We start from the raw sequence: 23,106 nt of genomic DNA on the forward strand, positions 1-23,106 counted from the left end.
ACGGCCGGGCCGCACCCCTCCGGAGAGGGGTGCGGCCCGGTGACGTGCTGTCCGCGCGAGCGGTCGGCGGTTACGCCTCGAACACCTCACGCACCAGCTGCTCCTGCTCGGCCTGGTGGCGCTTCGCGGAGCCCACCGCCGGCGACGAGCTGTGCGGGCGCGAGATGCGCCGCAGGCGCTCGCCGTGCGGGACGTCCGCGCCGACCGCCAGGTCCAGGTGGTCGATCAGGTTGAGCGCGATGAACGGCCACGCACCCTGGTTCGCCGGCTCCTCCTGGGCCCACAGGTACTTCTCGGCGTTCGGGTACTTCGCGATCTCCGCCTGGAGCTCGGCACCCGGCAGCGGGTACAGGCGCTCGATGCGGATGATCGCCGTGTCCGTGATGCCGCGCTTCTGACGCTCGGCCTCGAGGTCGTAGTACAGCTTGCCCGCCACGAAGACGACCTTGCGGACCGCGGCCGCGTCCACCGTCTCGTCGCCGATGACCGGGCGGAACTGACCCGAGGTGAACTCCTCCGTCTTCGACGCGGCGGCCTTCAGACGCAGCATCGACTTCGGGGTGAAGACCACCAGCGGCTTGTGGTGCGGGTTGTGCACCTGCCACCGCAGGAGGTGGAAGTAGTTCGACGGCAGGGTCGGCATCGCGACCGTCATGTTGTTCTGGGCGCAGAGCTGGAGGAAGCGCTCGACACGGGCCGAGGAGTGGTCCGGGCCCTGGCCCTCATAGCCGTGCGGCAACAACAACGTCACACCCGACGTCTGGCCCCACTTCTGCTCCGCCGCCGAGATGTACTCGTCGACGACCGTCTGCGCGCCGTTGACGAAGTCGCCGAACTGCGCCTCCCACATCACGAGCGCGTCGGGGCGGGCCAGCGAGTAGCCGTACTCGAAGCCCATGACCGCGTACTCGGAGAGCAGGGAGTTGTAGACGTTGTAGCGGGCCTGCTCCTCGGCGAGGTACTGGAGCGGGGTGTGCTCCTCGCCCGTCTCACGGTCGATGAGGACCGCGTGACGCTGGCCGAACGTGCCGCGCTGGGAGTCCTGGCCCGACAGGCGGACCGGGGTGCCCTCCAGGAGCAGCGAGCCGACGGCCAGGGTCTCGCCCATGCCCCAGTCGATCGTGCCGTCCTCGACCATCGCCGCGCGGCGCTGCAGCTGCGGCAGCAGACGCGGGTGGACGTGGAAGGTGTCGGGGATGTTGACCTGGGACTCGGCGATCCGCTTCACGGTCTCGGTGGAGATCGCGGTGTTCACTGCGACCGGGAACTCGGCCTGCGGGTCGGAGACGGGACCGGCGGCCGGCTGGGCCGTGACGGCCTCGCGGACCTCGGTGAAGACCTTCTCCAGCTGCCCCTGGTAGTCCTGGAGCGCCTGCTCGGCCTCTTCCAGGGTGATGTCGCCGCGACCGATGAGGGACTCGGTGTAGAGCTTGCGCACCGAGCGCTTCTTGTCGATCAGGTCGTACATCAGCGGCTGGGTGAAGGCCGGGTTGTCCGACTCGTTGTGACCGCGGCGGCGGTAGCAGATGAGGTCGATCACCACGTCCTTGTTGAACGCCTGGCGGAACTCGAAGGCGAGCCGCGCCACGCGGACCACGGCCTCCGGGTCGTCGCCGTTCACGTGGAAGATCGGGGCCTCGATCATCCTCGCCACGTCCGTCGCGTACATCGACGAGCGGGAGGACTCCGGGGCGGCCGTGAAGCCGACCTGGTTGTTGATGACGATGTGGACCGTGCCGCCGGTGCGGTAGCCGCGCAGCTGCGACATGTTCAGGGTCTCGGCCACCACGCCCTGGCCCGCGAAGGCCGCGTCACCGTGCAGGGCGACCGGCAGGACGGTGAAGTCCGTGCCGCCCTTGTTGATGATGTCCTGCTTGGCGCGGACGATGCCCTCGATGACCGGGTCGACCGTCTCCAGGTGGGAGGGGTTCGCGGCCAGCGAGACCTTGATCTGCTCGCCGTCCAGGCCGGTGAAGGTGCCCTGGGCGCCCAGGTGGTACTTCACGTCGCCGGAGCCGTGCATCGACTTCGGGTCGAGGTTGCCCTCGAACTCGCGGAAGATCTGCGCGTACGACTTGCCCACGATGTTGGCGAGGACGTTCAGGCGGCCGCGGTGGGCCATGCCGATGACGACCTCGTCCAGACGGGACTCGGCGGCCGAGTCGAGGACCGCGTCGAGCAGCGGGATGACGGACTCGCCGCCCTCCAGGGAGAAGCGCTTCTGGCCGACGTACTTGGTCTGCAGGAAGGTCTCGAAGGCCTCCGCCGCGTTCAGCCGGCGCAGGATGCGCAGCTGCTCCTCGCGCTCCGGCTTGGTGTGCGGGCGCTCGATGCGGTCCTGGATCCACTTGCGCTGCTTGGGGTCCTGGATGTGCATGAACTCGATGCCGGTGGTGCGGCAGTACGAGTCGCGCAGCACGCCGAGGATGTCGCGCAGCTTCATCAGGGACTTGCCGGAGAAGCCGCCGACGGCGAACTCGCGCTCCAGGTCCCACAGGGTGAGGCCGTGCTCGGTGATGTCCAGGTCGGGGTGCTTGCGCTGGCGGTACTCCAGCGGGTCGGTGTCGGCCATGACGTGACCGCGGACCCGGTAGGAGTGGATCAGCTCGAAGACCCGGGCGGCCTTGGTGACGTCGTCGTCGTGGCTGGCGTCGATGTCCTTGAGCCAGCGGACCGGCTCGTAGGGGATGCGCAGCGCCTCGAAGATCTCGTCGAAGAAGCCGTTCTCGCCGAGCAGGAGGTTCGCGACGATCCGCAGGAACTCGCCGGACGCGGCGCCCTGGATGACCCGGTGGTCGTAGGTCGACGTGAGCGTCATGACCTTCGAGATGCCGAGCTTGTTCAGGGTGTCCTGGGAGGTGCCCTGGAACTCCGCCGGGTAGTCCATGGAACCGACGCCCATGATGACCGACTGGCCGGGCATCAGACGCGGGACCGAGTGGACGGTGCCGAGGCCGCCGGGGTTGGTCAGGGAGACCGTGACACCGGAGAAGTCGTCCATCGTCAGCTTGCCGTCGCGGGCGCGGCGGACGATGTCCTCGTAGGCCTGCCAGAACTCGAAGAAGTTCAGCGTCTCGGCCTTCTTGATGCCGGCGACGACGAGCTGGCGGTCGCCGTTGGGCTTCACCAGGTCGATGGCGAGGCCGAAGTTGACGTGCGGCGGCTTGACGAGGGTGGGCTTCCCGTCCTTCTCCGCGTAGTGCCAGTTCATCGACGGCATGGCCTTGATGGCCTGCACCATCGCGTAGCCGATCAGGTGCGTGAAGGAGATCTTCCCGCCCCGGGCGCGCTTGAGGTGGTTGTTGATGACGATGCGGTTGTCGAAGAGCAGCTTCACCGGGACCGCGCGCACGGACGTGGCCGTGGGCAGCTCCAGGGAGGCGTTCATGTTCTTCGCGACCGCGGCGGCGGGACCGCGCAGGGTGATCAGCTCGGGACCGTCCGCGGCGGCGGGCTCGGCCTTGGCCGCGGGCTTCGCGGCGGCGGGCTTGGCGGCCGGGGCGGGCGCGGCCTTCGCGGGAGCGGCGGCCGGAGCGGCGGCCTGAGCCGGAGCGGCGGCCGCGGGCTTGGCGGCCGGAGCCGCGGGAGCAGCCGCGGCCGGGGCGGCGGCAGGCGCCGGGGCCTGGGCGGGAGCCGCCGGGGCGGGCGCCGACGCCGTGCTGGTGGTCTCTGCGGCCCCCGCGGCCGCAGTACCCGCCGGAGCCGAGGCGGCGGGCGCCCCTGGCTTGTAGTCGGCGAAGAAGTCCCACCAGGCTCGGTCTACCGAATTCGGGTCCTGGAGGTACTGCTGATAGATCTCGTCGACGAGCCACTCGTTCGGGCCGAACGCGGCAGCGGGGTTCTTGCCCGCTTGGTCTGCGTCGGTGGAGATGCTCGAGTTACTGGGGGACTGTGGCGACACGGCGGCAACCGCCCTCTTCCGCTTCACAAGGTGATGGACAGCGGAAATAAAGGCTACGCCCCCGAGACGGTGAAGGTCAGGCCGGGCCGGTCCATCGTCGTGTAAGTCACATCAAAGACCGGGTTTCGGGGGTGAAAATGGCGGGAAACAAGCGTGGTTCTGCCAGATGAATCCGCCTGAGGGAAGCGCCCAGCGGGGCTCTGCGCGACAGCGGCGCGGCCCTCTGCCTGATCACACGTGTCCGTCAGCGCGGACAGAGATGGATCTTGTGGCTCCGCTTTGAACTTTACGTCAACTTGGCACAGAGGGAAGTCCCGGAAGGGTGACAAGAATCCGGCAGCCCCGCTGGGATTCGGCCACACCGATCCGGCCGCCGTGCAGATCCACCGCCCAGCGGGCGATCGCGAGCCCGAGCCCGGTGCCGCCGTCGCTGCCCGGGCCGTGCGGCCGTAGGACCTGACCGCGGTTGAACCGCTCGAAGACCCGGTGCCACTCGGAGCGCGGAATACCGGGGCCCTCGTCGAGGACCTCCAGCTCAAGGGATTCCGGCAGGGCCCCGCGCCGCGCCTTGACGGTCACCCGGCCGTGCGGCGGGCTGTGCTTGACGGCGTTGTCGATCAGGTTGGCGACGACCTGGTGGATGCGCTCCGGGTCGGCGTGCGCGGTCAGCTCCGGCGGCGACACGTCGAGGTGCAGATGGACGTCGTTGCGGGTGTGGCTGCCGGATCCGGAGGCGATGCCCGCGCGCGCGGTGGCGACCATGTTGGCCTCCTTCAGCACGCCCGAGAGATACGGCCACACCTCGAAACGGCGCTTCTTCAGCGGTACGACGCCGTTGTCCAGGCGGGACAGGTCCAGCAGCGTCTCCACCAGCCGGCCGAGCCGCTCGGTCTGCTTCAGGGCGGTGCGCATGGTCTCGGGGTCGGCCTGGGTGACCCCGTCGACGATGTTCTCCAGCACCGCGCGCAGGCCCGCGATGGGGGTGCGCAGCTCGTGGGAGACATTTGCCACAAGTTCCTTGCGCTGGCGTTCCTGGGCCTCCAGGTCGTCCGCCATGCGGTTGATGGTCTGGGCCAGGTCGCCCAGTTCGTCCCGGCGGTTCTCGCGGACCCGGCGGGTGTAGTCGCCGTGCGAGATGGACCGGGCGACCGCGTTCATGTCGTCCAGCGGGGCGGTGAGCGAATGCGCCACGAACTGCGTAATGAGCAGTGTGGCGATCATCGAGAAGACCGTGATGAAGCGCAGCTCGGTCGCCGTGCGCATCGCGATCATCATCAGCCCGGTGGTGATGAGGACCGCGATGACGACCAGCGCGCCCAGCTTCGTCTTGATCGAGAACGGGCTGATGCCGCCCCAGGGCTCCCTGGGGCTTCTCCGGCCGGCCGGACCCTCGCTCATGGCGTCGGCGTCTCCAGGGCGTAGCCCACGCCGTGCACCGTGCGGATCCGCTCGGCGCCGATCTTCCGGCGCAGGGCCTTGATGTGGCTGTCGACCGTGCGGGTGCCGGAGGCGTCCGCCCAGTCCCACACCTCGGCGAGCAGCTGCTCACGCGAGAGCACCGCGCGCGGGGTGTTCGCCAGGCACACCAGCAGGTCGAACTCGGTGGGGGTGAGGTGGACGTCCTCGCTGCGCACCCGGACCCGGCGCTGCGCGTGGTCGATCTCCAGCTCGCCGAGCCGCAGGATGCCGCTTCTGGGCGTGGCGGCGGCCAGCGCGGCCCGCTCGACCCGCCGCAGCAGGACGTGCACGCGCGCGGCCAGCTCACGCATCGAGAAGGGCTTGGTCATGTAGTCGTCGGCGCCGACGCCGAGCCCGACCAGCATGTCGGTCTCGTCGTCCCGCGCGGTGAGCATCATCACCGGCACCGGCCGGGCGGCCTGCACGCGGCGGCAGACCTCCAGACCGTCGAAGCCGGGCAGCATGATGTCGAGGATCAGCAGATCGGGCTGCCAGGCCTCGGCCGTGTCGACCGCCGACGGACCGTCGACCGCCGTTTGCACGAGGAATCCCTCGGCGCGCAGGCGGGTCGCGATGGCGTCGACGATCGTCGGATCGTCCTCGACGACCAGGACCCGGCGCTGTGCGCCCGGAGTAGCCGTCGTGCCGTTCTGGGAGGTGTGTGTCTGCTCCATCGCCCGCCCCTGGGGAGTGCTTTCCGGAACCATGTGGGGTGATTCCTTGTCTGCGCATGACTGCGATTGACGCTTGAATGATCGGCGTAGGGAAGCAGAGTACGGGGAGTCATCACCCCTTTGCTATCCAGGTCGGACGGCGAGATGTACGACGTCGGGTACGCCCCGGGCAACGGGGATCTCCTCGGTACGTACCTGTTGGAACCCGGCATTTGCTAGGGATCCCTCAAATTCCGCTGAGGGCTGCGCGGACCACACGGCCAGTACCCCGCCCGGCTTCAACACCCTTGCGCAGCTTGTGAGTCCGGTAGGGCCGTACAGGCCGTGGTTGCCGTCCGTGACCGTCCAGTCGGGGCCGTTGTCGATGTCGAGGCACAGCGCGTCAAAAGTGGCGCATGTCTCATTGACGAATCCGACTAGATCCGTTTCCAGAATGTTCGTCCGCGGATCGGCCAGCGCCGCCGCCGAGAGCGTCGAGAGCGGCCCCGAGCGGTGCCAGTCGATGACGGCCGGCTCCCGCTCCACGACCGTGATCCGGCCCCAGCGCGGATTCGCGGCGGCGTGTGCGAGCGAGAAGCCGACGCCGAGGCCGCCGATGAGGACGTGCGGGTCCGGTCGGTCGTCGAGCGCGCCGAGCGCCGCGTCGACGAGCAGCCGCTCCGAGCGGCCGTCGGAGGTGTCCATCAGGAAGCAGCCGTTGGCGATGATCTGGAGCAACTCGCCGTGGCGCCGCAGGACGACCTCCCCGTAGGGGCCCTCGCGACGGTCCAGGACTTCGGGGATGTCGTACGAGGTGGGCATCGGCCCATCCTGGCAGGAACGGCGTGCGGGGCGGGACTTCTTGAGAAGTCACTGTGAATCAGCGCCGAGGTGGCGCGGGTCACAGACAGCGGGTGGGTCGGGCGCGAAGGCTGGGGTGAAACGGAAGGAGCAGCTCACCTTGGACCGGACCGCGCCGACGGCTCCTCCCGACCCGACCGGGCCGCCCCCCTCGGTCGGGCCCGCTCCGGACGCCTGCTTCCCGGATGTCGCCGGGCTGCTCGACGGGATGCCCCGGCAGCGGAGCGGGGCACCGGCGGTCACCGGCAGGCCGCGGGAGGCGGCAACGCCCGTACCCGTCCGCCGGGTTCACGCCCTGCGGCGCATGGGGCGGGTCTTTCCCACGCCCACCGAGACCCCGTTCACTTTCGGCTACGGCGCCGTCCTGGCCGTGGTCTCGCTCGTCTCGGCGCAGCTGGACCCCACCCTCGTGCACACCCTGCACCAGGGCTCCAGTACCGACGTCGCGCACCTGGTCCGTACGCCGGTGCAGGTGCTGCTCACCAGCGCGCTGTGGATCGCGGGCGGCATCCTGTCGCCGTACGCCATCGCCCTGTTGTTCGTCCTCACGGCGCTGGAGCGAAGGATCGGCGGGGTCCGCGCGGCCGCCGTCTTCCTGCTCGGCCATGTCGGCGCGACCCTCGCGACGGAGGTCCCCATCGGCGTCGCGGTCCTGGCCGGGCACCTCCCCGCCTCCTCGCTGCACCGCCTCGACTACGGCGTCAGCTTCGGCGTCGCCGCGAGCCTCGGCGCGCTCACCGGGCTGCTCAGGCCGTGGCTGCGGTGGCCGCTGCTCGCCCTGTTCGCCTGGCCACTGCTGACCGACCTGCTCGCCTTCACCGACCCGTTGACGGACTGGGGCCACCCGATCGCCCTCCTGATCGGCGTCTCGACCTGGCCGCTGGTACGGCGGTGGCACCGGGCACGGCTGGTATTTCCCGACGGCGAGGGCTGTTCGGCGGCTTGAGCCGGCTGTTTGGGACGCTGGCGACGGACGCTCCGGCTCCGCGACGCCGACATGACCCGCCGGGTTCGCCGCGCGACCGCCCCCTTCGCCGACGCCGCTGTCCCCCTGCGTCCTGGCGCGTTCAGGCAGGCTCCTCGCCGGGGCCAGGAGCGTGCGCACGTCCCCCTCGGCACGGCCAGGCCGGGGCCGCCAACGGGCTTGCCTTGCGCGGGCATTCGCCGTGTGCGCCGACGCCGCTGTCCCCCCTGCGTCCCGGCGCGGTCCAGCGGGTTCCTCGCCGGGGCCAAGAGCGTGCGCACGTCCCCGTCGTCCGCACGCCGGGCCGGAGCCGTCAACGGGCTTGCCGTGTGCGGGTGTTCGCTGTCCGCCGCGGTCAGCGGTCCGTCGGTATCCAGATGTACGGCGTCGTCGTGGTCACCGCGTGGAAGCCGAGGCGGCGCAGGATGGGCGCGCTGTCGTCCGACGCGTCCACGTGGAGATACGTGACCCCGCGGGAGACGGCGAGAACCGCGCGCAGGGCGACCAGGGCGCGGTAGATGCCCCGCCCCCGCCACTCGGCGAGCGTGGAGCCGCCCCACAGGCCGGCGAACTCCGTGCCCGCGCGGAACACCAGCCAGGCCGCGCACACCACCTCGCCGTCCGCCTCGGCGACGTACACCGCGATCTCGTCCGGCGCGGCGGCGACCCGGCCGATCAGGTCGTCGGCGAGCCAACTCCAGTTCTGGCCCCACACCCGCGACTCCATCGCGGCGATCCGGCGCATGTCCGCGTCGGCCGTGACCCGGCGCACGGTCACACCGTCCGGCAGCGTGGGTTCCCCTGCGGCCATCTCGGCAGCCCGGCCGATCAGCACCGTCTCCCGCCCCTCGGGCACGAAACCGGCCGCGCGCAGCCGCTCGGTGAGGTCGGCCGGGGTGTCGTGGGCCCGGGTCTTCCACTCCAGCGCCTCGCCGCGCGCCGCGAAGAAGTCGCGCTGGCGGGCGATGAGGTCGTCGAGCGCGTCACCCTCGACGCCGAGGTCGCGCGGACCGCTCACGAAACCGCGGAACTGGCCGACGATCCGCAGCAGCGGTCCGTCCTGCTCGTAGGTCACGCCGGCGGGCGGGGTCGGGGGAGCGCCGCGCATCTGGTCGTCGTAGGCGGAGAGGAGGGGGCGTATGTCCACCGTGGTCACGCTCGACGGGCCTTTCGGTTGTCGTGGTTGTCCTGGCTGTACTGGCCGTACTGGCTGTGCCCGGTCGGCGTCCCGCACGGCCGGGAAGAGAGCGGCGCGGCCGGGTGTTGCCCACCAAGCGGTCCCTCCGGGGTGTCGGGTCGATCACCGGCGCAGCATGACAGAGGCCGGGCCGCCGCCGGGTCCCGCGGGCGGTGACGGACGGTCACCCGGCGTCCGGTCCCACGAACTTCGCACTGGTGAGCGGAGCCTCCACATGCCAGCCCAGAGACTCGTACAGCCCCCGGCCCGCCGGGGTGCCCGCCAGTACGCCGGTCTCCGCCCCCGTGGCGGACGCCGTGGTCTGGAGGGTGCGCATGACGAGGCTGCCCAGCCCGCGGCGCTGATGGGCGGCCACGGTCTCGATCTGGTCGAAGACGGCGGTGGCGCCGGTCGGGGCGACCTGGCCGCGGGCCGCGAGGGAGCCGTCGGGCGCGGCGACGAGCACGCGGGTCACACCGCCGACGGTCCAGGTGCGCAGCCGGTATCCGTGCGGGGCCACGGTCCGGTGCGCCGAAGCGGTCAGCGGGACCGTCATCAGGAACCCCGGCTCGGGATCCACCCACCAGCCCTCACCCAGCCAGTTCCCGACGGTCTCCGGCCCCTGGAACACCTTCAGCCACACCCCGGCGCCCGTCACCCCGTCCGCGACCTTGCGCACGGCCTGCTCGTCCACACCGTCGCCCAGGGCGTCGAAGACATGCCGCGAGACCTGCGCGATCTGTCCCACGTCCACGGTGAACCCCCACGGCTCACGCTGCGGCGGGGCGGCCCCGCGGGACACGACCCAGCCGTCCACCCAGGCCTGTACGACTCCGTCCACCGGGCCCCCTGTAATAGTCGCTTTGCCTTCTCGCTTATTACCGGCTTCACGATAGGTGTCGGGGGTTCCCCCGCGACAGCGGTGATCGCCCACAGCGAACAGGGAAGCGAGTGGGGAACATTCGAAAGTCCCCGGGCATTGAGTCGGCATAGCTCAACTTGACTGCCGAAGGGGAGATCATGGCTTCGACGTCCACACCGCTCACTCTGCCTGTGCTGCCGCTCGACGACGAGGTCGTGCTGCCCGGAATGGTGGTGCCGCTGGACCTGAACGACGCCGACGTCCGCGCCGCGGTGGAGGCCGCCCAGGCCGCCGCCCGCTCGGAACCAGGCAAGCCCAAGGTCCTGCTGGTGCCACGGATCGACGGGACCTACGCGAGCACCGGTGTGCTGGGCACCGTCGAGCAGGTCGGCCGACTGGCCGACGGCGACCCGGGTGCCCTCATCCGCGGCCGGGGCCGGGTGCAGATCGGTGCGGGGACCACCGGCCCGGGCGCCGCCCTGTGGGTCGAGGGGACCACGGTCGACCAGACCGTCCCCGACCCGCTGCCCGGTCACGTCACCGAACTGGTCAAGGAGTACAAGGCCCTCGCCACCGCCTGGCTGCGCAAGCGCGGCGCCTGGCAGATCGTGGACCGCGTGCAGGCCATCGACGACGTGTCCGCCCTCGCCGACAACTCCGGTTACTCACCCTTCCTGACCACCGAGCAGAAGGTCGAGCTGCTGGAGACCGCCGACCCGGTCGCCCGCCTCAAGCTCGCCACCCAGCAGCTGCGCGACCACCTCGCCGAGCAGGACGTCGCCGAGACCATCGCGAAGGACGTCCAGGAGGGCGTCGACAAGCAGCAGCGCGAGTTCCTGCTCCGCCGTCAGCTGGAAGCCGTACGCAAGGAGCTGCGCGAGCTCAACGGCGAGAAGGACGGCGAGGAGTCCGACGACTACCGCGCCCGCGTGGAGGCCGCCGACCTGCCCGAGAAGGTGCGGGAGGCCGCCCTCAAGGAGGTCGACAAGCTGGAGCGGTCCTCCGACCAGTCCCCGGAGGGCTCCTGGATCCGCACCTGGCTGGACACCGTCCTCGAACTGCCGTGGAACGAGCGGACCGAGGACGAGTACGACATCCAGGGCGCCAAGGCGGTCCTCGACGCCGAGCACGCGGGCCTCGAGGACGTGAAGGAGCGGATCACCGAGTACCTGGCGGTGCGCAAGCGCCGCAGCGACCGGGGCCTCGGTGTCATCGGCGGGCGGCGCGGCGGTGCCGTGCTGGCGCTCGTCGGCCCGCCCGGCGTCGGCAAGACCAGCCTCGGCGAGTCCGTCGCGCACGCCATGGGCCGCAAGTTCGTCCGGGTCGCCCTCGGTGGCGTCCGGGACGAGGCCGAGATCCGCGGACACCGCCGTACGTACGTCGGCGCGCTGCCCGGCCGGATCGTGCGGGCCATCAAGGAGGCCGGTTCGATGAACCCGGTCGTCCTGCTCGACGAGATCGACAAGGTGGGCTCCGACTTCCGCGGCGACCCCGCGGCGGCCCTGCTGGAGGTCCTGGACCCGGCGCAGAACCACACCTTCCGCGACCACTACCTGGAGGTCGAACTCGACCTGTCCGACGTGGTGTTCCTCGCCACGGCGAACGTCCTGGAGGCCATCCCCGAGGCCCTGCTCGACCGTATGGAGCTGGTCCGCCTCGACGGCTACACCGAGGACGAGAAGGTCGTCATCGCGCGTGACCACCTGCTCCCGCGCCAGCTGGAGCGGGCGGGCATCGACAAGGACGAGGTGACCCTGGAGGAGAGCGCGCTGCGCAAGCTCGCCGGCGAGTACACCCGCGAGGCGGGCGTGCGCACCCTGGAGCGCTCGATCGCCCGGCTGCTCCGCAAGGTCGCGGCACAGCACGAACTGGGCGAGCGGGAGCTGCCGTTCACCATCGGCGCGGACGACCTGCGGGCCCTGATCGGGCGCCCGCACCACGTGCCCGAGTCGGCGCAGGACCCGGCCGAGCGCCGTACGGCCGTCCCGGGCGTGGCGACCGGACTCGCGGTCACCGGAGCAGGCGGGGACGTCCTCTACGTGGAGGCGTCGCTGGCCGACCCGGAGACGGGTGCGGCGGGTCTGACCCTGACCGGCCAACTGGGTGACGTGATGAAGGAGAGCGCGCAGATCGCGCTGAGCTTCCTCAGGTCGCACGGCGCCGAGCTGGAACTGCCGGTCGCCGACCTCAAGGACCGGGGCGTGCACATCCACTTCCCGGCGGGCGCGGTCCCGAAGGACGGCCCGAGCGCGGGCGTCACGATGACGACGGCGCTGGCGTCGCTGCTCTCCGGCCGCCTGGTCCGCACGGACGTGGCCATGACGGGTGAGGTCTCGCTGACCGGCCGGGTCCTGCCGATCGGCGGTGTGAAGCAGAAGCTGCTCGCCGCGCACCGCGCCGGGGTGACGACCGTCATCATCCCGAAGCGCAACGAGGCCGACCTGGACGACGTCCCGGCGGAGATGCTGGACAAGCTCGACGTCCACGCCGTCACCGACGTCCGCCAGGTCCTGGAGCTGGCGCTGTCCCCGGCGACGAACGGGGCGGCGCCGGAGGTTCCGGTCGCGGCGTGACGGACGCGATCGGATGAGGTGAAGGCCCGGGTTCTCGTGAGGGAGGCCCGGGCCTTCGCCGTGTCCGCGAGCGGCCTTGGGGTCAGCCCTTGGCGAGGGCCTGCACGCGGTCCAGGGCCCCGTTGAACTTGTCGTGGTCGCCGACCGTCGGTCCGGAGGACGTGTACTGCCACATCGTGTACGTGCTCCACCCGGCCGGCAGGGTGCCCGCGGTCGAGGCGTAGCGGGCGATCCACAGCGGGTTGGCGGAGAACCCGGCGTAGTTGCCGGTGCACTGGGACCACCAGCTGGTGGACGTGTAGATGACGGCGTTGCGGCCGGTGCGGGCCTTGTACTGGTTCAGGAAGTCACGGATCCAGCTGACCATCCCGCTGGCGGTCTTGCCGTAGCAGGAGTCGCCGTACGGGTTCCACTCGATGTCGAGGGTGCCGGGCAGGGTCCTGCCGTCGGCGGACCAGCCGCCGCCGTGGTCGACGAAATAGTTGGCCTGCGTTGCGCCGCTCGTGGTGTCCGGCGTCGCGAAGTGGTAGGCCCCGCGGATCATGCCGACCCCGTAGGAGCCGGTGTACTGCTGGGAGAAGTAGGGGTTCGTGTAGTACGTCCCCTCGCTCGCCTTGTTGTAGGACCAGCGGACTCCGCTGTTCCACAGGGTCGTCCAGGAGACGTTGCCCTGGTAGCTGGCCACGTCGACGCCCTCGGTCTGGGCGGCGCGGGTGCCGGTGGGCAGACCGGCCTGGCCGTCGTGGGCGACGACGCCCATGCCCATGCGGGCGGTGCCGCGCGGTGGGGTGGTGGGGGCGTCGGCCGTGGCCTGGGCGCCGGCGCTGTCGGCGGCGTCGGGCGACTGCGCGGCCGACGCCGGGGCTATGGGCACCAGGGCGCATACGGCTATGAGGGCGCCGGCGAGGAACAGGCGCCGTGGGCGGGGGGATCCGGGTCTGTGCACGGGCATGGCGGGCCTCCGAAGGGCTCGGTGATGCTCGGTGGGGGAACACCCGGCCGGGGGTGTATGGCGTGGGCATGCCAGACATCGCCTGGTCAAGAAGCTACGCACGTCTGCGAGCGGCTGGGAAGAGGGACCGGCTGCTGCCGTAGGTCTAGCCCTGCGAAATACTTACGGAGCTGCGGCGAGGGCGCAATTTGGCGGAAACTTTCAGGACCGGGAAATCCGAGGCAGGGGCTGACGTGCACGAAGACGGAAACGGCGGCGCGGGCCGGGGCGGGACCGACGCCCCGCCGAGCGGTGTGGACCAGCCGGGGTTCCTCGCGCTCGAACGCGAGTTGACCGTCCTGCTGCGGCGCGCCCGGGCCAACCAGGGGGAGATGGCCCGCGAGGTCCACCCCGACCTGGAGTCGGCGGCGTACGGGCTGCTGGTCCGTCTGGATGAATGCGGCCGCCAGCGGGCCACCGAGCTGGCCGGCTACATCGGGGTCGGCAAGGCCACGATGTCCCGTCAGCTGCGGGCCCTGGAGGAGCTGGGCCTGGTCGCCCGCGAACCGGACCCCGCCGACGGCCGTGCCTGGCTGGTCGACCTCACCGAGGAGGGCCGCACCCGAGTCCAACGCGTCCGCGACGCCCGCCGAGCCCGCTACGCAGGCCGCCTGGCCCACTGGAACCCAGAAGAGGTCACAGAACTGGCCCGCCTCCTGCACCAGCTGAACCGGAACATGGAGAAGTAGGCCCACCGGCCGTCACCTGAACGGACGGGCCGGTCGGGTGGCCCGCCTCGGCCGGCCGAGGCGCCAGGCGCCGGCCGACCGCACCCGGTCGGGTCACCCCTCACAGCTCCGCGTACACCACCGTCGCGTCGTCGTGGGTCTTGCTGCGTCCCAGATACGTCCGCGCCTCCGCGTCGGCGCGCTCCAGTTCTCGGACCCTGTCCACCAGCGCCTGGGCCCCCCGCTTGCGGACGAACGTGAAGCAGTCGGTCCAGTCGCCCTGCTCGAAGCGTTCCACCCAGCGCGCCGCGCCGTCCGTGAGCGCGGTCAGGGTGCGGACCTGCGCGCGGTCCAGGGAACCCGTCACCGCGCGTGCCGCCACCGAAGGATCCGCGGCCGCCGTGAAGAAGCCGCCCTCCTTGTTGCGGAGGTTGGCGTCGATCAGCGCGTCCGTGGCCAGCGCGGCGCGCGGCAGACGCGCCAAGCGGTCGTCCAGCACCGGCGTCACCACCCCCTCGGGCGACTCCACCAGCAACGCCGAGTCGGACAGCACCAGGTACTCCACGGCCGCCGGCGACCACCGCGCCATCACCACCGTCGCCTGGGGCGTACGCGGGTGAGAAAGGTCACAACCTTCACCGTGTGACCGAGCTGTGCGCGTGATGGCCCCGGACAGCACCTCGACCAGCGGAACATCCATGAGCGAAACGGCCAGTTCGGTCAGCGCCCCGCCGAGCCGCGCCGTGAACCAGGGAACCGAATGCAGACACCCCGTGCCACTCCGCGGTGGCGTGACCCCGTCGAGCGCGACCAGTACTCCGCCCCGCCCGGACGCGGGCAGGGCGACACTCGCGAAGTCCTCGTTGGGCCGCTGGACATCACCGGGTTCCGAGACAAGTTCCGTACGCATTCGGCCAGTCTGCACGACCCCTTCACAAGCTTCGTCAAAGCCCGCCAACGGTCGCGGAATTGACGCAGTCGCGCAGGTCAGACGCCCTGTTTAGGGGGGAATGGCGCACTCCGGGCCGGCGTGGTGGCGAATATTGCCACCGGTTCTCCCCGGCGTCCAACCGGCCCACCGCACCCGACACGCGCGCGTGCCCCAGGAACTTGCCCGCCAACTCCCCAACGGGGTTCACTCCTTCGGGTGGCGGCTCAGGTGATGCTCGCCCACCGCCCACCGGCGCTGGGAGGGTCGGGAATCGTACCCCGGTGTGCACACCAGTTGACGGAGCGTCACTCCGGGCCCATGGGTATCACGAGTTCAGGAATGCGAGCAGCGGTGCAGAAGACGCGGCCTCGTCGCACAGGCAAGCAGACGGCCTCCGGCCACGGCACGGAGCCCACGTCCGGCGCCCCCGAGACCCCCGTCGGCAAGGGCCGCCCCACCCACGTCCGCACCCGGCTGATCCTCGCCGTCGCCGTCGTGGCCGCCGCGATCGCCGGAGCCGGTGCCCCCTCCCTCGTCACCGCGTCCTCGGACCTCCACGACTCCCAGGACCTGGTGACGCTCGCCGAGCAGACCCAGGACGCCCTCGACCTCGCCCACGCGCTCGCCGACGAACGCGACGAGGTCACCCCCTACATCGCGGCCGGCCGCCCCAAGTCCAAGGCACCCGGCGAACAGTCCAGCGCCCGCGTCGACCGCCAGGTCGAGGAACTGCGCACCGACACGGACCTCTCCCCGGCGCTGCGCGGCGACCTCGACGCCATCGCCGCCGTACGGCGCTCCGCGCTCACCGGCAAGTCCACCGCCCTCGAAGCGCACAACGCCTACTCGGCCGCCATCACCGAGCTGCACCGCCTCGCCGAGGACCTGGCCGCGAAGACACCGCCCCGCGCGGGCTCCGGCGGCTACGCCCTCGCCGAGCTCGACTCCGCCGTACAGCAGGCCGCCGCCACCCGAGGACTGCTGCTCGCGGCCCTCAGCGTGCCCACGACGACTCAGAGCGTCTACGACCCCATCACCGGCCTGACCACCACCAAGAAGGTCACCTCGGCCGCGGACGCCAAGCAGCGCGACGCGCTCAGCGCCGCCGCCCAGCAGGCCCGGCTGCGCTCCGACGCGGCCCTCTCCGACTTCCAGGAGTCCGCGCCCGCGGCCGCCAAGGCCAGCTACGACTCCACGGTCACCGGCCCCGAGGTCAACTCCGCCGACCAGTACCTCGCGGCCCTCACCGACCAGCCCGCCCTCTCCAACGGCGAGCTGGGCACCAGCACCACCAAGCTGGACGCCGCCCTCTCCGCCCGCGTCGACCTGATGCGCGGCGCCGAGTCCGCCCTCTTCGACCGCCGGGTCAAGGCGCTGGAACAGCTGCGGGACGACGACGTCACCGCGCTGGAGCTCCGGGTCGCGATCCTCGGCGCCCTGATGCTGCTCGCCGTGGGCATCGCCACCGCCATGGCCCGCACCCTCACCCGGCCCCTGTCCGTGCTGCGCCGCGGCTCCGCCCGGCTGGCCGGGGCCGAGGACCCCACCACCGAGGAAGCGGTCTCCTTCACCGGCCGCAACGACGAGTTCGCCCAGGTCGTCCGCTCCGTCAACGCCCTGCACGCGCACGCCGTCGGGCTCGCCGAGCGGATCACCACGCTGGAGGCCGACCGCAAGCACCTGGTCGGCCAGCGCCAGAAGATGGCCGACGCCCGCGAGCAGCTCAAGGGCGAACTGGCGGAGTCCGCCGCCCAGTTGACGCGACTGCGGGAGACGATCGGCGCCACCTTCGTCAACCTCGCGCTGCGCACCCTCGGCCTCGTCGAGCGGCAACTCGCCGTCATCGAGAACCTGGAGGAGCGCGAGCAGGACCCCGAGCGCCTCGCGACCCTCTTCAAGCTCGACCACTTCGCCACGGTCATGCGCCGCCACAGCGAGAACCTCCTCGTCCTGGCCGGCACCGAACACGTCCAGCAGAGCGCGGGCCCGGTCCCGCTGGTCGACGTCGTGCGGGCCGCCGTCAGCGAGATCGAGCGCTACGAGCGGGTCCGTATCGCCGCCCTGCCGCCGCACGCCCATGTGGCGGGCTTCGCCGCGGACGACCTCTCCCACCTGCTGGCCGAACTGATGGAGAACGCCACCGCGTTCTGCCCGCCCGACCTGCCCGTCGAGGTCTCCGGCTGGCTCCTGGAGAGCGGTGAGGTCATGCTCTCCGTCCAGGACGAGGGCATCGGCATGACCGCCGAGCGCATGACGGCCCTCAACTCCCGCCTGGCCGACTTCGATCCCGAGGCCGCCTACGAGTCGTACGACGAGGGCGAGGAGGGACTCGGCCTGGGCCTGTACGTCGTGGCCCGCCTCGCGCACCGGCACGGCGTCCGCGTGCAGCTGCGCGAGCAGAAGCAGGGGGGCGTGGCCGCGGTCGTCGTCCTCCCCGGAACCCTGCTCACCGCCGCGCCCACGTCCGCCGTACCGGCCGCCGACGCCCCGGTCAGCGGCGCCGGCCACTCCTTCGCCCTCCCGGGCGCGGACGCGGAGGCCAACTCCAACGTCCTGAGCGGCCGTTCCCAGGGCGACCCGCTGGTCACGCTGGCCGAGCAGGCCGTACGCGAGCAGACGGCGGAGTCCCCGGCCGAGCAGGCTGCACGGGAGCAGACGGCGGAGTCCCCGGCGGAGCAGGCTGTGGAGGCCCCGGCCGAACACGCCGTGGAGTCCCCGGCCGAGACGACGATGGAGCTGCTGGCACCGGTGCCGGCCCAGGACGAGCCGGAGCCCGTACGCGAAGAGCCCGAGGCGCGTGAACCCGCCGCCGAGGCCGAGACCGAACACACCCGCGCCGACGAGGAGCCCGTCACCGACAAGGGCCTCCCCAAGCGCACGCCCAAGATCACCGCACCCACCGCCCCGGCCCCGCGCCGGCGCAACGCGTCCGTGGATGCCGAGGCACTCCGCCGCAGGCTGGGCGGCTTCCGTCGGGGGGCGGAGGCCGGTCACCGGGACGTGGCGGCCGAGATCGAGGAACGGACCGGCGAGACCAAACTGCCGGCCCCGGAACACCGCACCGCATCCGAAGAAGCCACGGGGGGCACAGTCGAGGAGGCAAGCAGTTGACCGCGCCCAGTACCTTCGGACTGAGTCGTGAAGCCCGCAATCTCCACTTCCTGCTCACCAACCTGGTGGAGGAGGTCCCCGGCGTCCAGTCCGTCGCCGTCGTCTCCTCCGACGGCCTGCTCCTGCTCTCCTCCGACGCCGAGCGGAACGCCGAGGCACGCGAGGCCAGGGACGGGAAACCCGCGGGCCCGCGCGGCTCGTCGGCCGACCTCGCGACCATCGTGTCCGGCATCGGCAGCCTCACCCTCGGCGCCGCCAAGCTCATGGACTTCGGCTCCACGAAGCACACCATGATCGCGATGGACGACGGCAGCCTGTTCGTGATGTCGATCAGCGACGGCTCGCTGCTCGGTGTCCACGGCTCCGCGGACTGCGACATGAGCGTGGTGGCGTACCACATGGCCCTGTTCGTCGGCCGCGCCGGACACGTCCTGACCCCCGAACTCCGCAGCGAGCTACGGCAGTCGCTGGAGCACGAGGGGACGGGGAGCGCCCGATGACGAACCGGCCCGACCTCCCCGTCCGCGGCGGCGACCGCAAACCGGCCCGCGTCCGGCCGTACTCCCTCACCGGCGGCCGCACCCGCTTCGGGCACGTCCTCCTGGTCGAGACGTTCGTGGCGAGCACGGCGGCTCTCGAAGCGCCCGAGGAGCGCAAGGAGCTGACCAACGGCTCGCTGAAGTCGGTGATGCCGGAGCTGCGGGCCATCGTCGAACTGTGCCGCCGGATGCGCACGGTGGCCGAGATCGCCGCGCTGCTGAAGATGCCGCTCGGCGTGGTCCGGGTGCTCCTCAGCGACCTCGCGGACCAGGGAAAGATCCGTGTGTACGGCACCGGTACCGCTCACGGTACGGGCCGTCCCGACCGCGCTCTGCTGGAAAGGGTGCTGAGTGGACTCCGTCGCCTTTAGGGACCTCGCTCTCGAGGACACCGACGACAACCTGAAGTCCTGGCAGACGGACCGCACCCGGGCGCCCGTCGCCACGAAGATAGTCGTGGCCGGCGGCTTCGGCGTCGGCAAGACCACCCTCGTCGGCACCGTCTCGGAGATCGAGCCCCTCCAGACGGAGGCGCTGATGACCGAGGCCAGCGAGCAGGTCGACGACCTCACCGGCACGCCGGAGAAGGTCACCACCACCGTGGCCATGGACTACGGCCGCATCACGCTCGACGACGACCTGGTCCTCTACCTCTTCGGCACCCCGGGCCAGGAGCGGTTCTGGTTCATGTGGGACGACCTGGTGCGCGGCGCGATAGGCGCCGTCGTCCTCGCGGACACCCGCCGCCTCAAGGACTCCTTCCCCGCGCTCGACTACTTCGAGAGCTGCGGACTGCCGTACGTCGTCGCGGTCAACCACTTCGACGGCAGCGAGCTGTTCGACCCGCAGGACGTGCGGGAGGCGCTCACGGTCCCCGCGCACATACCTGTCATGATCATGGACGCGCGGCGGCGGATCTCGGTGATCGAGACGCTCCTGTCCCTCGTCGGCCACGCGCTGGACGTCACCCCCGAGTAGCCCCGGTCCACAGCCCCGGTTAAGGAGCCACCACCCGCATGCGGAAGATACTCGTCGTCGGAGCCGGCCAGTCCGGACTCCAGCTCGCCCTCGGCCTCCAGTCGCACGGCTACGAGGTCACCCTGATGTCCAACCGGACGGCGGACGAGATCCGGGCCGGCCGGGTCATGTCGACGCAGTGCATGTTCCACACCGCACTCCAGCACGAGCGCGACCTCCAGCTGAACTTCTGGGAGTCCCAGGCCCCGAGGATCGAGGGACTCGGCGTCTCCGTCGCGGCCCCCGGCTCCTTCGACCCGGGCCCCTCGCAGCGCGCGATCGACTGGCTGGGGCACCTCGACGGGTACGCGCAGTCGGTCGACCAGCGGGTGAAGATGGCCGGCTGGATGGAGACCTTCGCCCAGCGCGGCGGCCAGCTCGTCATCCACGGCGCGGCCGTCGGCGACCTCGACTACTTCTCCCGTACGTACGACCTGGTGCTGGTCTCGGCGGGCAAGGGCGAGCTGGTGTCGATGTTCGCCCGCGACCCCGAGCGCTCCCCGTACACCGAGCCGCAGCGCGCCCTCGCGGTCTCCTACGTCCACGGACTGGGCCCGCGCCCCGAGCACCCGGACACCGAGGCGGTCCGCTGCAACCTGGTCCCGGGCGTGGGCGAGCTGTTCGTCATGCCGACGCTCACGACCTCCGGCCGGGCCGACATCCTGTTCTGGGAGGGCGTACCCGGCGGCCCGCTCGACGTCTTCAACGGCGTGAAGGACCCGGCGGAACACCTCTCCCTGACCCTGGAACTCATGGAGAAGTTCCTGCCCTGGGAGTACGCGCGCGCCACGAACGTCGAACTCACGGACGCCGGTGGCACGCTGGCCGGCCGCTACGCGCCCACCGTGCGCAACCCGATAGGCCGCCTGCCCGGTGGGGGACTGGTCCTGGGCGTGGCCGACGTCGTCGTCGCCAACGACCCGATCACCGGGCAGGGCTCCAACTCCGCGTCCAAGTGCGCGGCCTCGTATCTCGCGTCGATCCTGGAGCGGGGCGAGAAGGAGTTCGACGAGGAGTGGATGCGGGGGACCTTCGAGCGGTACTGGGCCACGGCCCAGCACGTCACGAAGTGGACCAACGCGATGCTGGCCCCGCCGCCGGAGCACATCCTGAACCTCATCGGCGCCGCGGGCCAGCTCCAGCCGGTGGCGGACCGCTTCGCCAACGGCTTCGACAACCCGGCGGACTTCGAGAACTTCTTCTACGAGCCGGAGAAGACGGGCGCCTATCTGGCGTCGGTCACAGGGGCCTGATCATCGCGGAGGGCGGTCCGGGCGGACGGCTCCGAGGATCGGGTGGGAGGCGATCGGGGAGATCCTGATCTTCTTGCCTGTTCTCGGGGCCTCGATGACCTCTCCCTTGCCCAGGTAGATCGCCACGTGCGTGGCCTGCGGGAAGTAGATGACCAGGTCGCCGGGCCGCAGGTGCTTCAGCTCGACCCTCGGCAGCCGGGCCCACTGCTCCTGGCTGGTCCGGGGGATCGGGGTGCCGGCGTGGGCCCAGGCCTGTGACGTCAGGCCCGAGCAGTCGTACGTCTTCGGGCCCTCCGCGCCCCATTCGTACGGCTTCCCGAGCTGACGTCGGGCGTACGCCAGGGCCCGCTCGCCCTGCCGGGTCGGTTCGCGCCGGACGTCTCCGAGTGCGCCGGAGGTCGTCAGCTCCTCCTGCGCCCTCGCCACCCCCTTCTCCTCGAACTCGGCCAGCCGGGCGAGCTGTTCGGCGGTGAGGGAGGCGAGGAGTTCCTCCACGTCGGCGAGCTTCTCCCGTACGGCGTCCCGGTTCCTCTTCTGCCGGGCCGCGAGGGTGAGCTGGTCGTCCAGGGCTTTGCGGGCCGCGCGGGCGAGGGCGTCGGCGCGGTGCTCGGTGCCGGTGAGGCGGCCCACCGTCTTCGCCCGCTCCCTCGCCAACTGGCCGATGACATGGCCCTGTTCGAGTGCGTGCTGGGGATCGCGGGCGAGCAGCAGACGGACGTACGGCGAGATCTCGGTGACGCTCTGGTACTGCTGGCGGGCCAGCCGCCCCGCGGCACCCCGGCTGTCGTGGAGGGAGAGCCGGGTCCGGGAGAGCGCGGTGTCCAGGCGGGTCACCTCGGCGCGCTTCTCGCGCAGCCTCTCCTCGGTCGCGTTGTAGGTCTCGGTGGCCTGCTCGGCCTCCTGGTACAGCCGCTGAAGGTCCGTCAGCAGCTCGGCCACGGTCCGCTCGCGCGGCTCCGGCCCCGGTACGGCCGCCGCCGGCAGCGGTGCGAGGACGGTGCCGGCCACCACGGCCGCCGTACACACCAGACGCAGAAGCCTTCCTGACACGTCATCACCTCCCGTGCGGAGCAGCCCCTCTGTTCCGCACGGCGAGCATCAGGCGGTGCCCGGCCTCCCGCGCGCCGGGTGGGCGGTTCGGCGCAACCTGGTCACCCGTCGGTGTCAGCCGGCCCGCCGGGCTTGGACCACGGCCACTTCAGCCGGCCCTCCGCCTCCCCCTCGGGGGCGTACTCGTACTTCCACCCCTTCTGGATCCCCAGCCTGGTGTGCCCCCTCGGCACCCGGCGGTACACCAGCACGGTGGGCGGGCCGCCGGCCGCGCCGGGGACCGGGATGCGGTACGTCTTCGGCGGGTGGCCCGTCGGTCCCAGCAGCACGGGCAGCACCCGGCCGTCCATGGGGCCGCCCTCGAAGGGGGTGTCTTCGCTCTTCACGGCACCAGTCTCAGCCATCCGCCGCGAGGGCCGTGACCAGCGCCGCGGTCTGCGGGTCACGGTTCGCGGTCACCGAGAGCACGGCGACGAACTGCTCGACCAGCCAGTCGCGCAGCTCCGCCACGGGGGGCTGCTTGCCCTCGTCGAGCCAGATCAGCGAGGCCGCCTCCACCGCGGTGATCCACATCCGGACGGTCATACGGAGCCTGAGGCCGGGCTCGGGGACGCCGAGGTGGCCGAGGATGTTCTCGGCGGCGGCCCGTCGTACACCGTCGACGATGGCGGTGGTCCGGGACGTCTCGACGACACTGCCGCCCTGGAGCAGGGCACTGAAACCGGCGTCGTGCTCGTCGACGAAGGCGACGTAGCGGTCGAGGGCCCGGGACAGGCGGACGAGGAGGGGCCCCTCCCGGGGCTCGTCGAAGCACTGCTCCAGCTCGTCGGCGGCGGACCTCAGCGCGGCCTCGTAGAGCTGCTGCTTGCCGCCGGGGAAGTACCGGTAGACGAGGGGACGGGAGACTCCGGCCGCTTCCGCCACGTCGTCCAGGGACACGTCCTCGGGGGCGCGGTGCGCGAAGAGGCCGAGGGCGGCCTCCAGCAGCTGGCTGCGTCGCTCCTCGACACTCAGACGGCGGTAGGCGGGCGCGGCAGGGGTCATGGAGGCAGCGTAGTCGGGCGTCCGCGGGTGCGTCGTGGCTGGTCGCGCCCGCG

The 23,106-nt window shown here is 71.4% G+C and carries 19 protein-coding genes; 8 read left to right on the forward strand and 11 right to left on the reverse strand.

The genetic code is table 11. From position 1 onward, the window contains the following. Positions 1–70 precede the first annotated feature (70 nt). The 4 genes from AC2XR2_RS30005 to AC2XR2_RS30020 form a co-directional block, all read right to left on the reverse strand. A complete protein-coding gene (locus tag AC2XR2_RS30005) occupies positions 71–3,901 on the reverse strand; it encodes a multifunctional oxoglutarate decarboxylase/oxoglutarate dehydrogenase thiamine pyrophosphate-binding subunit/dihydrolipoyllysine-residue succinyltransferase subunit (protein WP_491516762.1) in 3,831 nt (1,276 codons plus the stop codon). Positions 3,902–4,192: 291 nt separating this feature from the next. Next, entirely contained in the window at positions 4,193–5,299 is a 1,107-nt protein-coding gene (locus AC2XR2_RS30010) for a HAMP domain-containing sensor histidine kinase (RefSeq protein ID WP_381304346.1), read from the reverse strand. Beyond that, entirely contained in the window at positions 5,296–6,033 is a 738-nt protein-coding gene (locus AC2XR2_RS30015; RefSeq protein ID WP_123765170.1) for a response regulator transcription factor, read from the reverse strand. The genes AC2XR2_RS30010 and AC2XR2_RS30015 overlap by 4 nt, the downstream gene beginning before the upstream one ends. 123 nt (positions 6,034–6,156) lie before the next feature. After that, a complete protein-coding gene (locus AC2XR2_RS30020; RefSeq protein WP_330264486.1) occupies positions 6,157–6,834 on the reverse strand; it encodes a spermine/spermidine synthase domain-containing protein in 678 nt (225 codons plus the stop codon). Between the two features lie 139 nt (positions 6,835–6,973). Between AC2XR2_RS30020 and AC2XR2_RS30025 the strand changes: the two genes are divergently transcribed. Further along, entirely contained in the window at positions 6,974–7,819 is an 846-nt protein-coding gene (locus AC2XR2_RS30025) for a rhomboid-like protein (protein WP_491516763.1), read from the forward strand. Between the two features lie 373 nt (positions 7,820–8,192). Here the strand turns inward: AC2XR2_RS30025 and AC2XR2_RS30030 are convergent, their stop codons facing one another. Continuing rightward, positions 8,193–8,945 carry a GNAT family N-acetyltransferase gene (locus tag AC2XR2_RS30030; protein WP_491518531.1) on the reverse strand — a complete coding sequence of 251 codons (753 nt, stop codon included), beginning with the start codon at positions 8,943–8,945 and terminating at the stop codon, positions 8,193–8,195. A gap of 253 nt (positions 8,946–9,198) precedes the next feature. Further along, positions 9,199–9,855, reverse strand: coding sequence for a GNAT family N-acetyltransferase (locus tag AC2XR2_RS30035; RefSeq protein WP_491516764.1), 657 nt, complete (start codon positions 9,853–9,855; stop codon positions 9,199–9,201). A 179-nt stretch (positions 9,856–10,034) separates the two neighbouring features. Between AC2XR2_RS30035 and lon the strand changes: the two genes are divergently transcribed. Next, positions 10,035–12,449, forward strand: coding sequence for an endopeptidase La (lon, locus tag AC2XR2_RS30040; RefSeq protein WP_491516765.1), 2,415 nt, complete (start codon positions 10,035–10,037; stop codon positions 12,447–12,449). 82 nt (positions 12,450–12,531) lie between these two features. On the opposite strand, the gene AC2XR2_RS30045 is transcribed toward lon, so the two are convergent. Further along, entirely contained in the window at positions 12,532–13,401 is an 870-nt protein-coding gene (locus tag AC2XR2_RS30045) for a lysozyme (RefSeq protein WP_491516766.1), read from the reverse strand. Positions 13,402–13,634: 233 nt separating this feature from the next. Here AC2XR2_RS30045 and AC2XR2_RS30050 point away from each other — a divergent pair, with 233 nt between their 5' ends. Beyond that, on the forward strand, positions 13,635–14,129 hold the full coding sequence (locus AC2XR2_RS30050; RefSeq protein ID WP_330264480.1) for a MarR family winged helix-turn-helix transcriptional regulator: 495 nt from the start codon (positions 13,635–13,637) through the stop codon (positions 14,127–14,129). 100 nt (positions 14,130–14,229) lie between these two features. Here the strand turns inward: AC2XR2_RS30050 and AC2XR2_RS30055 are convergent, their stop codons facing one another. Next, positions 14,230–15,018, reverse strand: a complete 789-nt coding sequence (locus tag AC2XR2_RS30055) for a hypothetical protein (protein WP_491516767.1) — start codon at positions 15,016–15,018, stop codon at positions 14,230–14,232. 372 nt (positions 15,019–15,390) lie between these two features. Between AC2XR2_RS30055 and AC2XR2_RS30060 the strand changes: the two genes are divergently transcribed. Genes AC2XR2_RS30060 through AC2XR2_RS30080 form a run of 5 tightly spaced genes read left to right on the forward strand, consistent with a single transcriptional unit; the run spans position 15,391 to position 20,959 of the window. Beyond that, a complete protein-coding gene (locus AC2XR2_RS30060) occupies positions 15,391–18,150 on the forward strand; it encodes a sensor histidine kinase (RefSeq protein ID WP_491516768.1) in 2,760 nt (919 codons plus the stop codon). Continuing rightward, the gene (locus AC2XR2_RS30065; RefSeq protein WP_330264477.1) at positions 18,147–18,650 is read left to right on the forward strand and encodes a roadblock/LC7 domain-containing protein; all 504 of its coding nucleotides are present in this window, start codon (positions 18,147–18,149) and stop codon (positions 18,648–18,650) included. The genes AC2XR2_RS30060 and AC2XR2_RS30065 overlap by 4 nt, the downstream gene beginning before the upstream one ends. Then, entirely contained in the window at positions 18,647–19,060 is a 414-nt protein-coding gene (locus AC2XR2_RS30070) for a DUF742 domain-containing protein (RefSeq protein WP_330264476.1), read from the forward strand. Before AC2XR2_RS30065 ends, AC2XR2_RS30070 begins: the two co-directional genes overlap by 4 nt. Continuing rightward, on the forward strand, positions 19,041–19,667 hold the full coding sequence (locus tag AC2XR2_RS30075; protein WP_020136614.1) for a GTP-binding protein: 627 nt from the start codon (positions 19,041–19,043) through the stop codon (positions 19,665–19,667). The genes AC2XR2_RS30070 and AC2XR2_RS30075 overlap by 20 nt, the downstream gene beginning before the upstream one ends. A 38-nt stretch (positions 19,668–19,705) precedes the next feature. Further along, complete coding sequence (locus tag AC2XR2_RS30080; protein WP_491516769.1) at positions 19,706–20,959, forward strand: styrene monooxygenase/indole monooxygenase family protein; 1,254 nt, start codon at positions 19,706–19,708, stop codon at positions 20,957–20,959. Here AC2XR2_RS30080 and AC2XR2_RS30085 read toward each other — a convergent pair whose 3' ends face one another. The 3 genes from AC2XR2_RS30085 to AC2XR2_RS30095 all read right to left on the reverse strand — a co-directional run bounded on the left by AC2XR2_RS30085 (position 20,960) and on the right by AC2XR2_RS30095 (position 23,053). Continuing rightward, entirely contained in the window at positions 20,960–22,009 is a 1,050-nt protein-coding gene (locus AC2XR2_RS30085) for a C40 family peptidase (RefSeq protein ID WP_491516770.1), read from the reverse strand. Positions 22,010–22,110: 101 nt separating this feature from the next. Further along, entirely contained in the window at positions 22,111–22,395 is a 285-nt protein-coding gene (locus AC2XR2_RS30090) for a DUF8847 domain-containing protein (RefSeq protein WP_491516771.1), read from the reverse strand. Positions 22,396–22,405: 10 nt separating this feature from the next. After that, positions 22,406–23,053 (reverse strand): TetR/AcrR family transcriptional regulator, encoded by a 648-nt coding sequence (locus AC2XR2_RS30095; RefSeq protein WP_330264472.1) that lies wholly within the window; start codon positions 23,051–23,053, stop codon positions 22,406–22,408. Between the last annotated feature and the right edge of the window lie 53 nt (positions 23,054–23,106).

The organism is Streptomyces sp. LS-MS-L19, from assembly GCF_058382285.1.

What these genes read in the sequence shown, in the direction of transcription:
- AC2XR2_RS30055 (WP_491516767.1), bottom strand. Translation starts at nt 15,018, where the DNA reads ATGCGTACGGAACTTGTCTCGGAACCCGGTGATGTCCAGCGGCCCAAC.
- AC2XR2_RS30045 (WP_491516766.1), bottom strand. Translation starts at nt 13,401, where the DNA reads ATGCCCGTGCACAGACCCGGATCCCCCCGCCCACGGCGCCTGTTCCTC.
- lon (WP_491516765.1), top strand. Translation starts at nt 10,035, where the DNA reads ATGGCTTCGACGTCCACACCGCTCACTCTGCCTGTGCTGCCGCTCGAC.
- AC2XR2_RS30030 (WP_491518531.1), bottom strand. Translation starts at nt 8,945, where the DNA reads ATGCGCGGCGCTCCCCCGACCCCGCCCGCCGGCGTGACCTACGAGCAG.
- AC2XR2_RS30070 (WP_330264476.1), top strand. Translation starts at nt 18,647, where the DNA reads ATGACGAACCGGCCCGACCTCCCCGTCCGCGGCGGCGACCGCAAACCG.
- AC2XR2_RS30095 (WP_330264472.1), bottom strand. Translation starts at nt 23,053, where the DNA reads ATGACCCCTGCCGCGCCCGCCTACCGCCGTCTGAGTGTCGAGGAGCGA.
- AC2XR2_RS30010 (WP_381304346.1), bottom strand. Translation starts at nt 5,299, where the DNA reads ATGAGCGAGGGTCCGGCCGGCCGGAGAAGCCCCAGGGAGCCCTGGGGC.
- AC2XR2_RS30020 (WP_330264486.1), bottom strand. Translation starts at nt 6,834, where the DNA reads ATGCCCACCTCGTACGACATCCCCGAAGTCCTGGACCGTCGCGAGGGC.
- AC2XR2_RS30015 (WP_123765170.1), bottom strand. Translation starts at nt 6,033, where the DNA reads ATGGAGCAGACACACACCTCCCAGAACGGCACGACGGCTACTCCGGGC.
- AC2XR2_RS30080 (WP_491516769.1), top strand. Translation starts at nt 19,706, where the DNA reads ATGCGGAAGATACTCGTCGTCGGAGCCGGCCAGTCCGGACTCCAGCTC.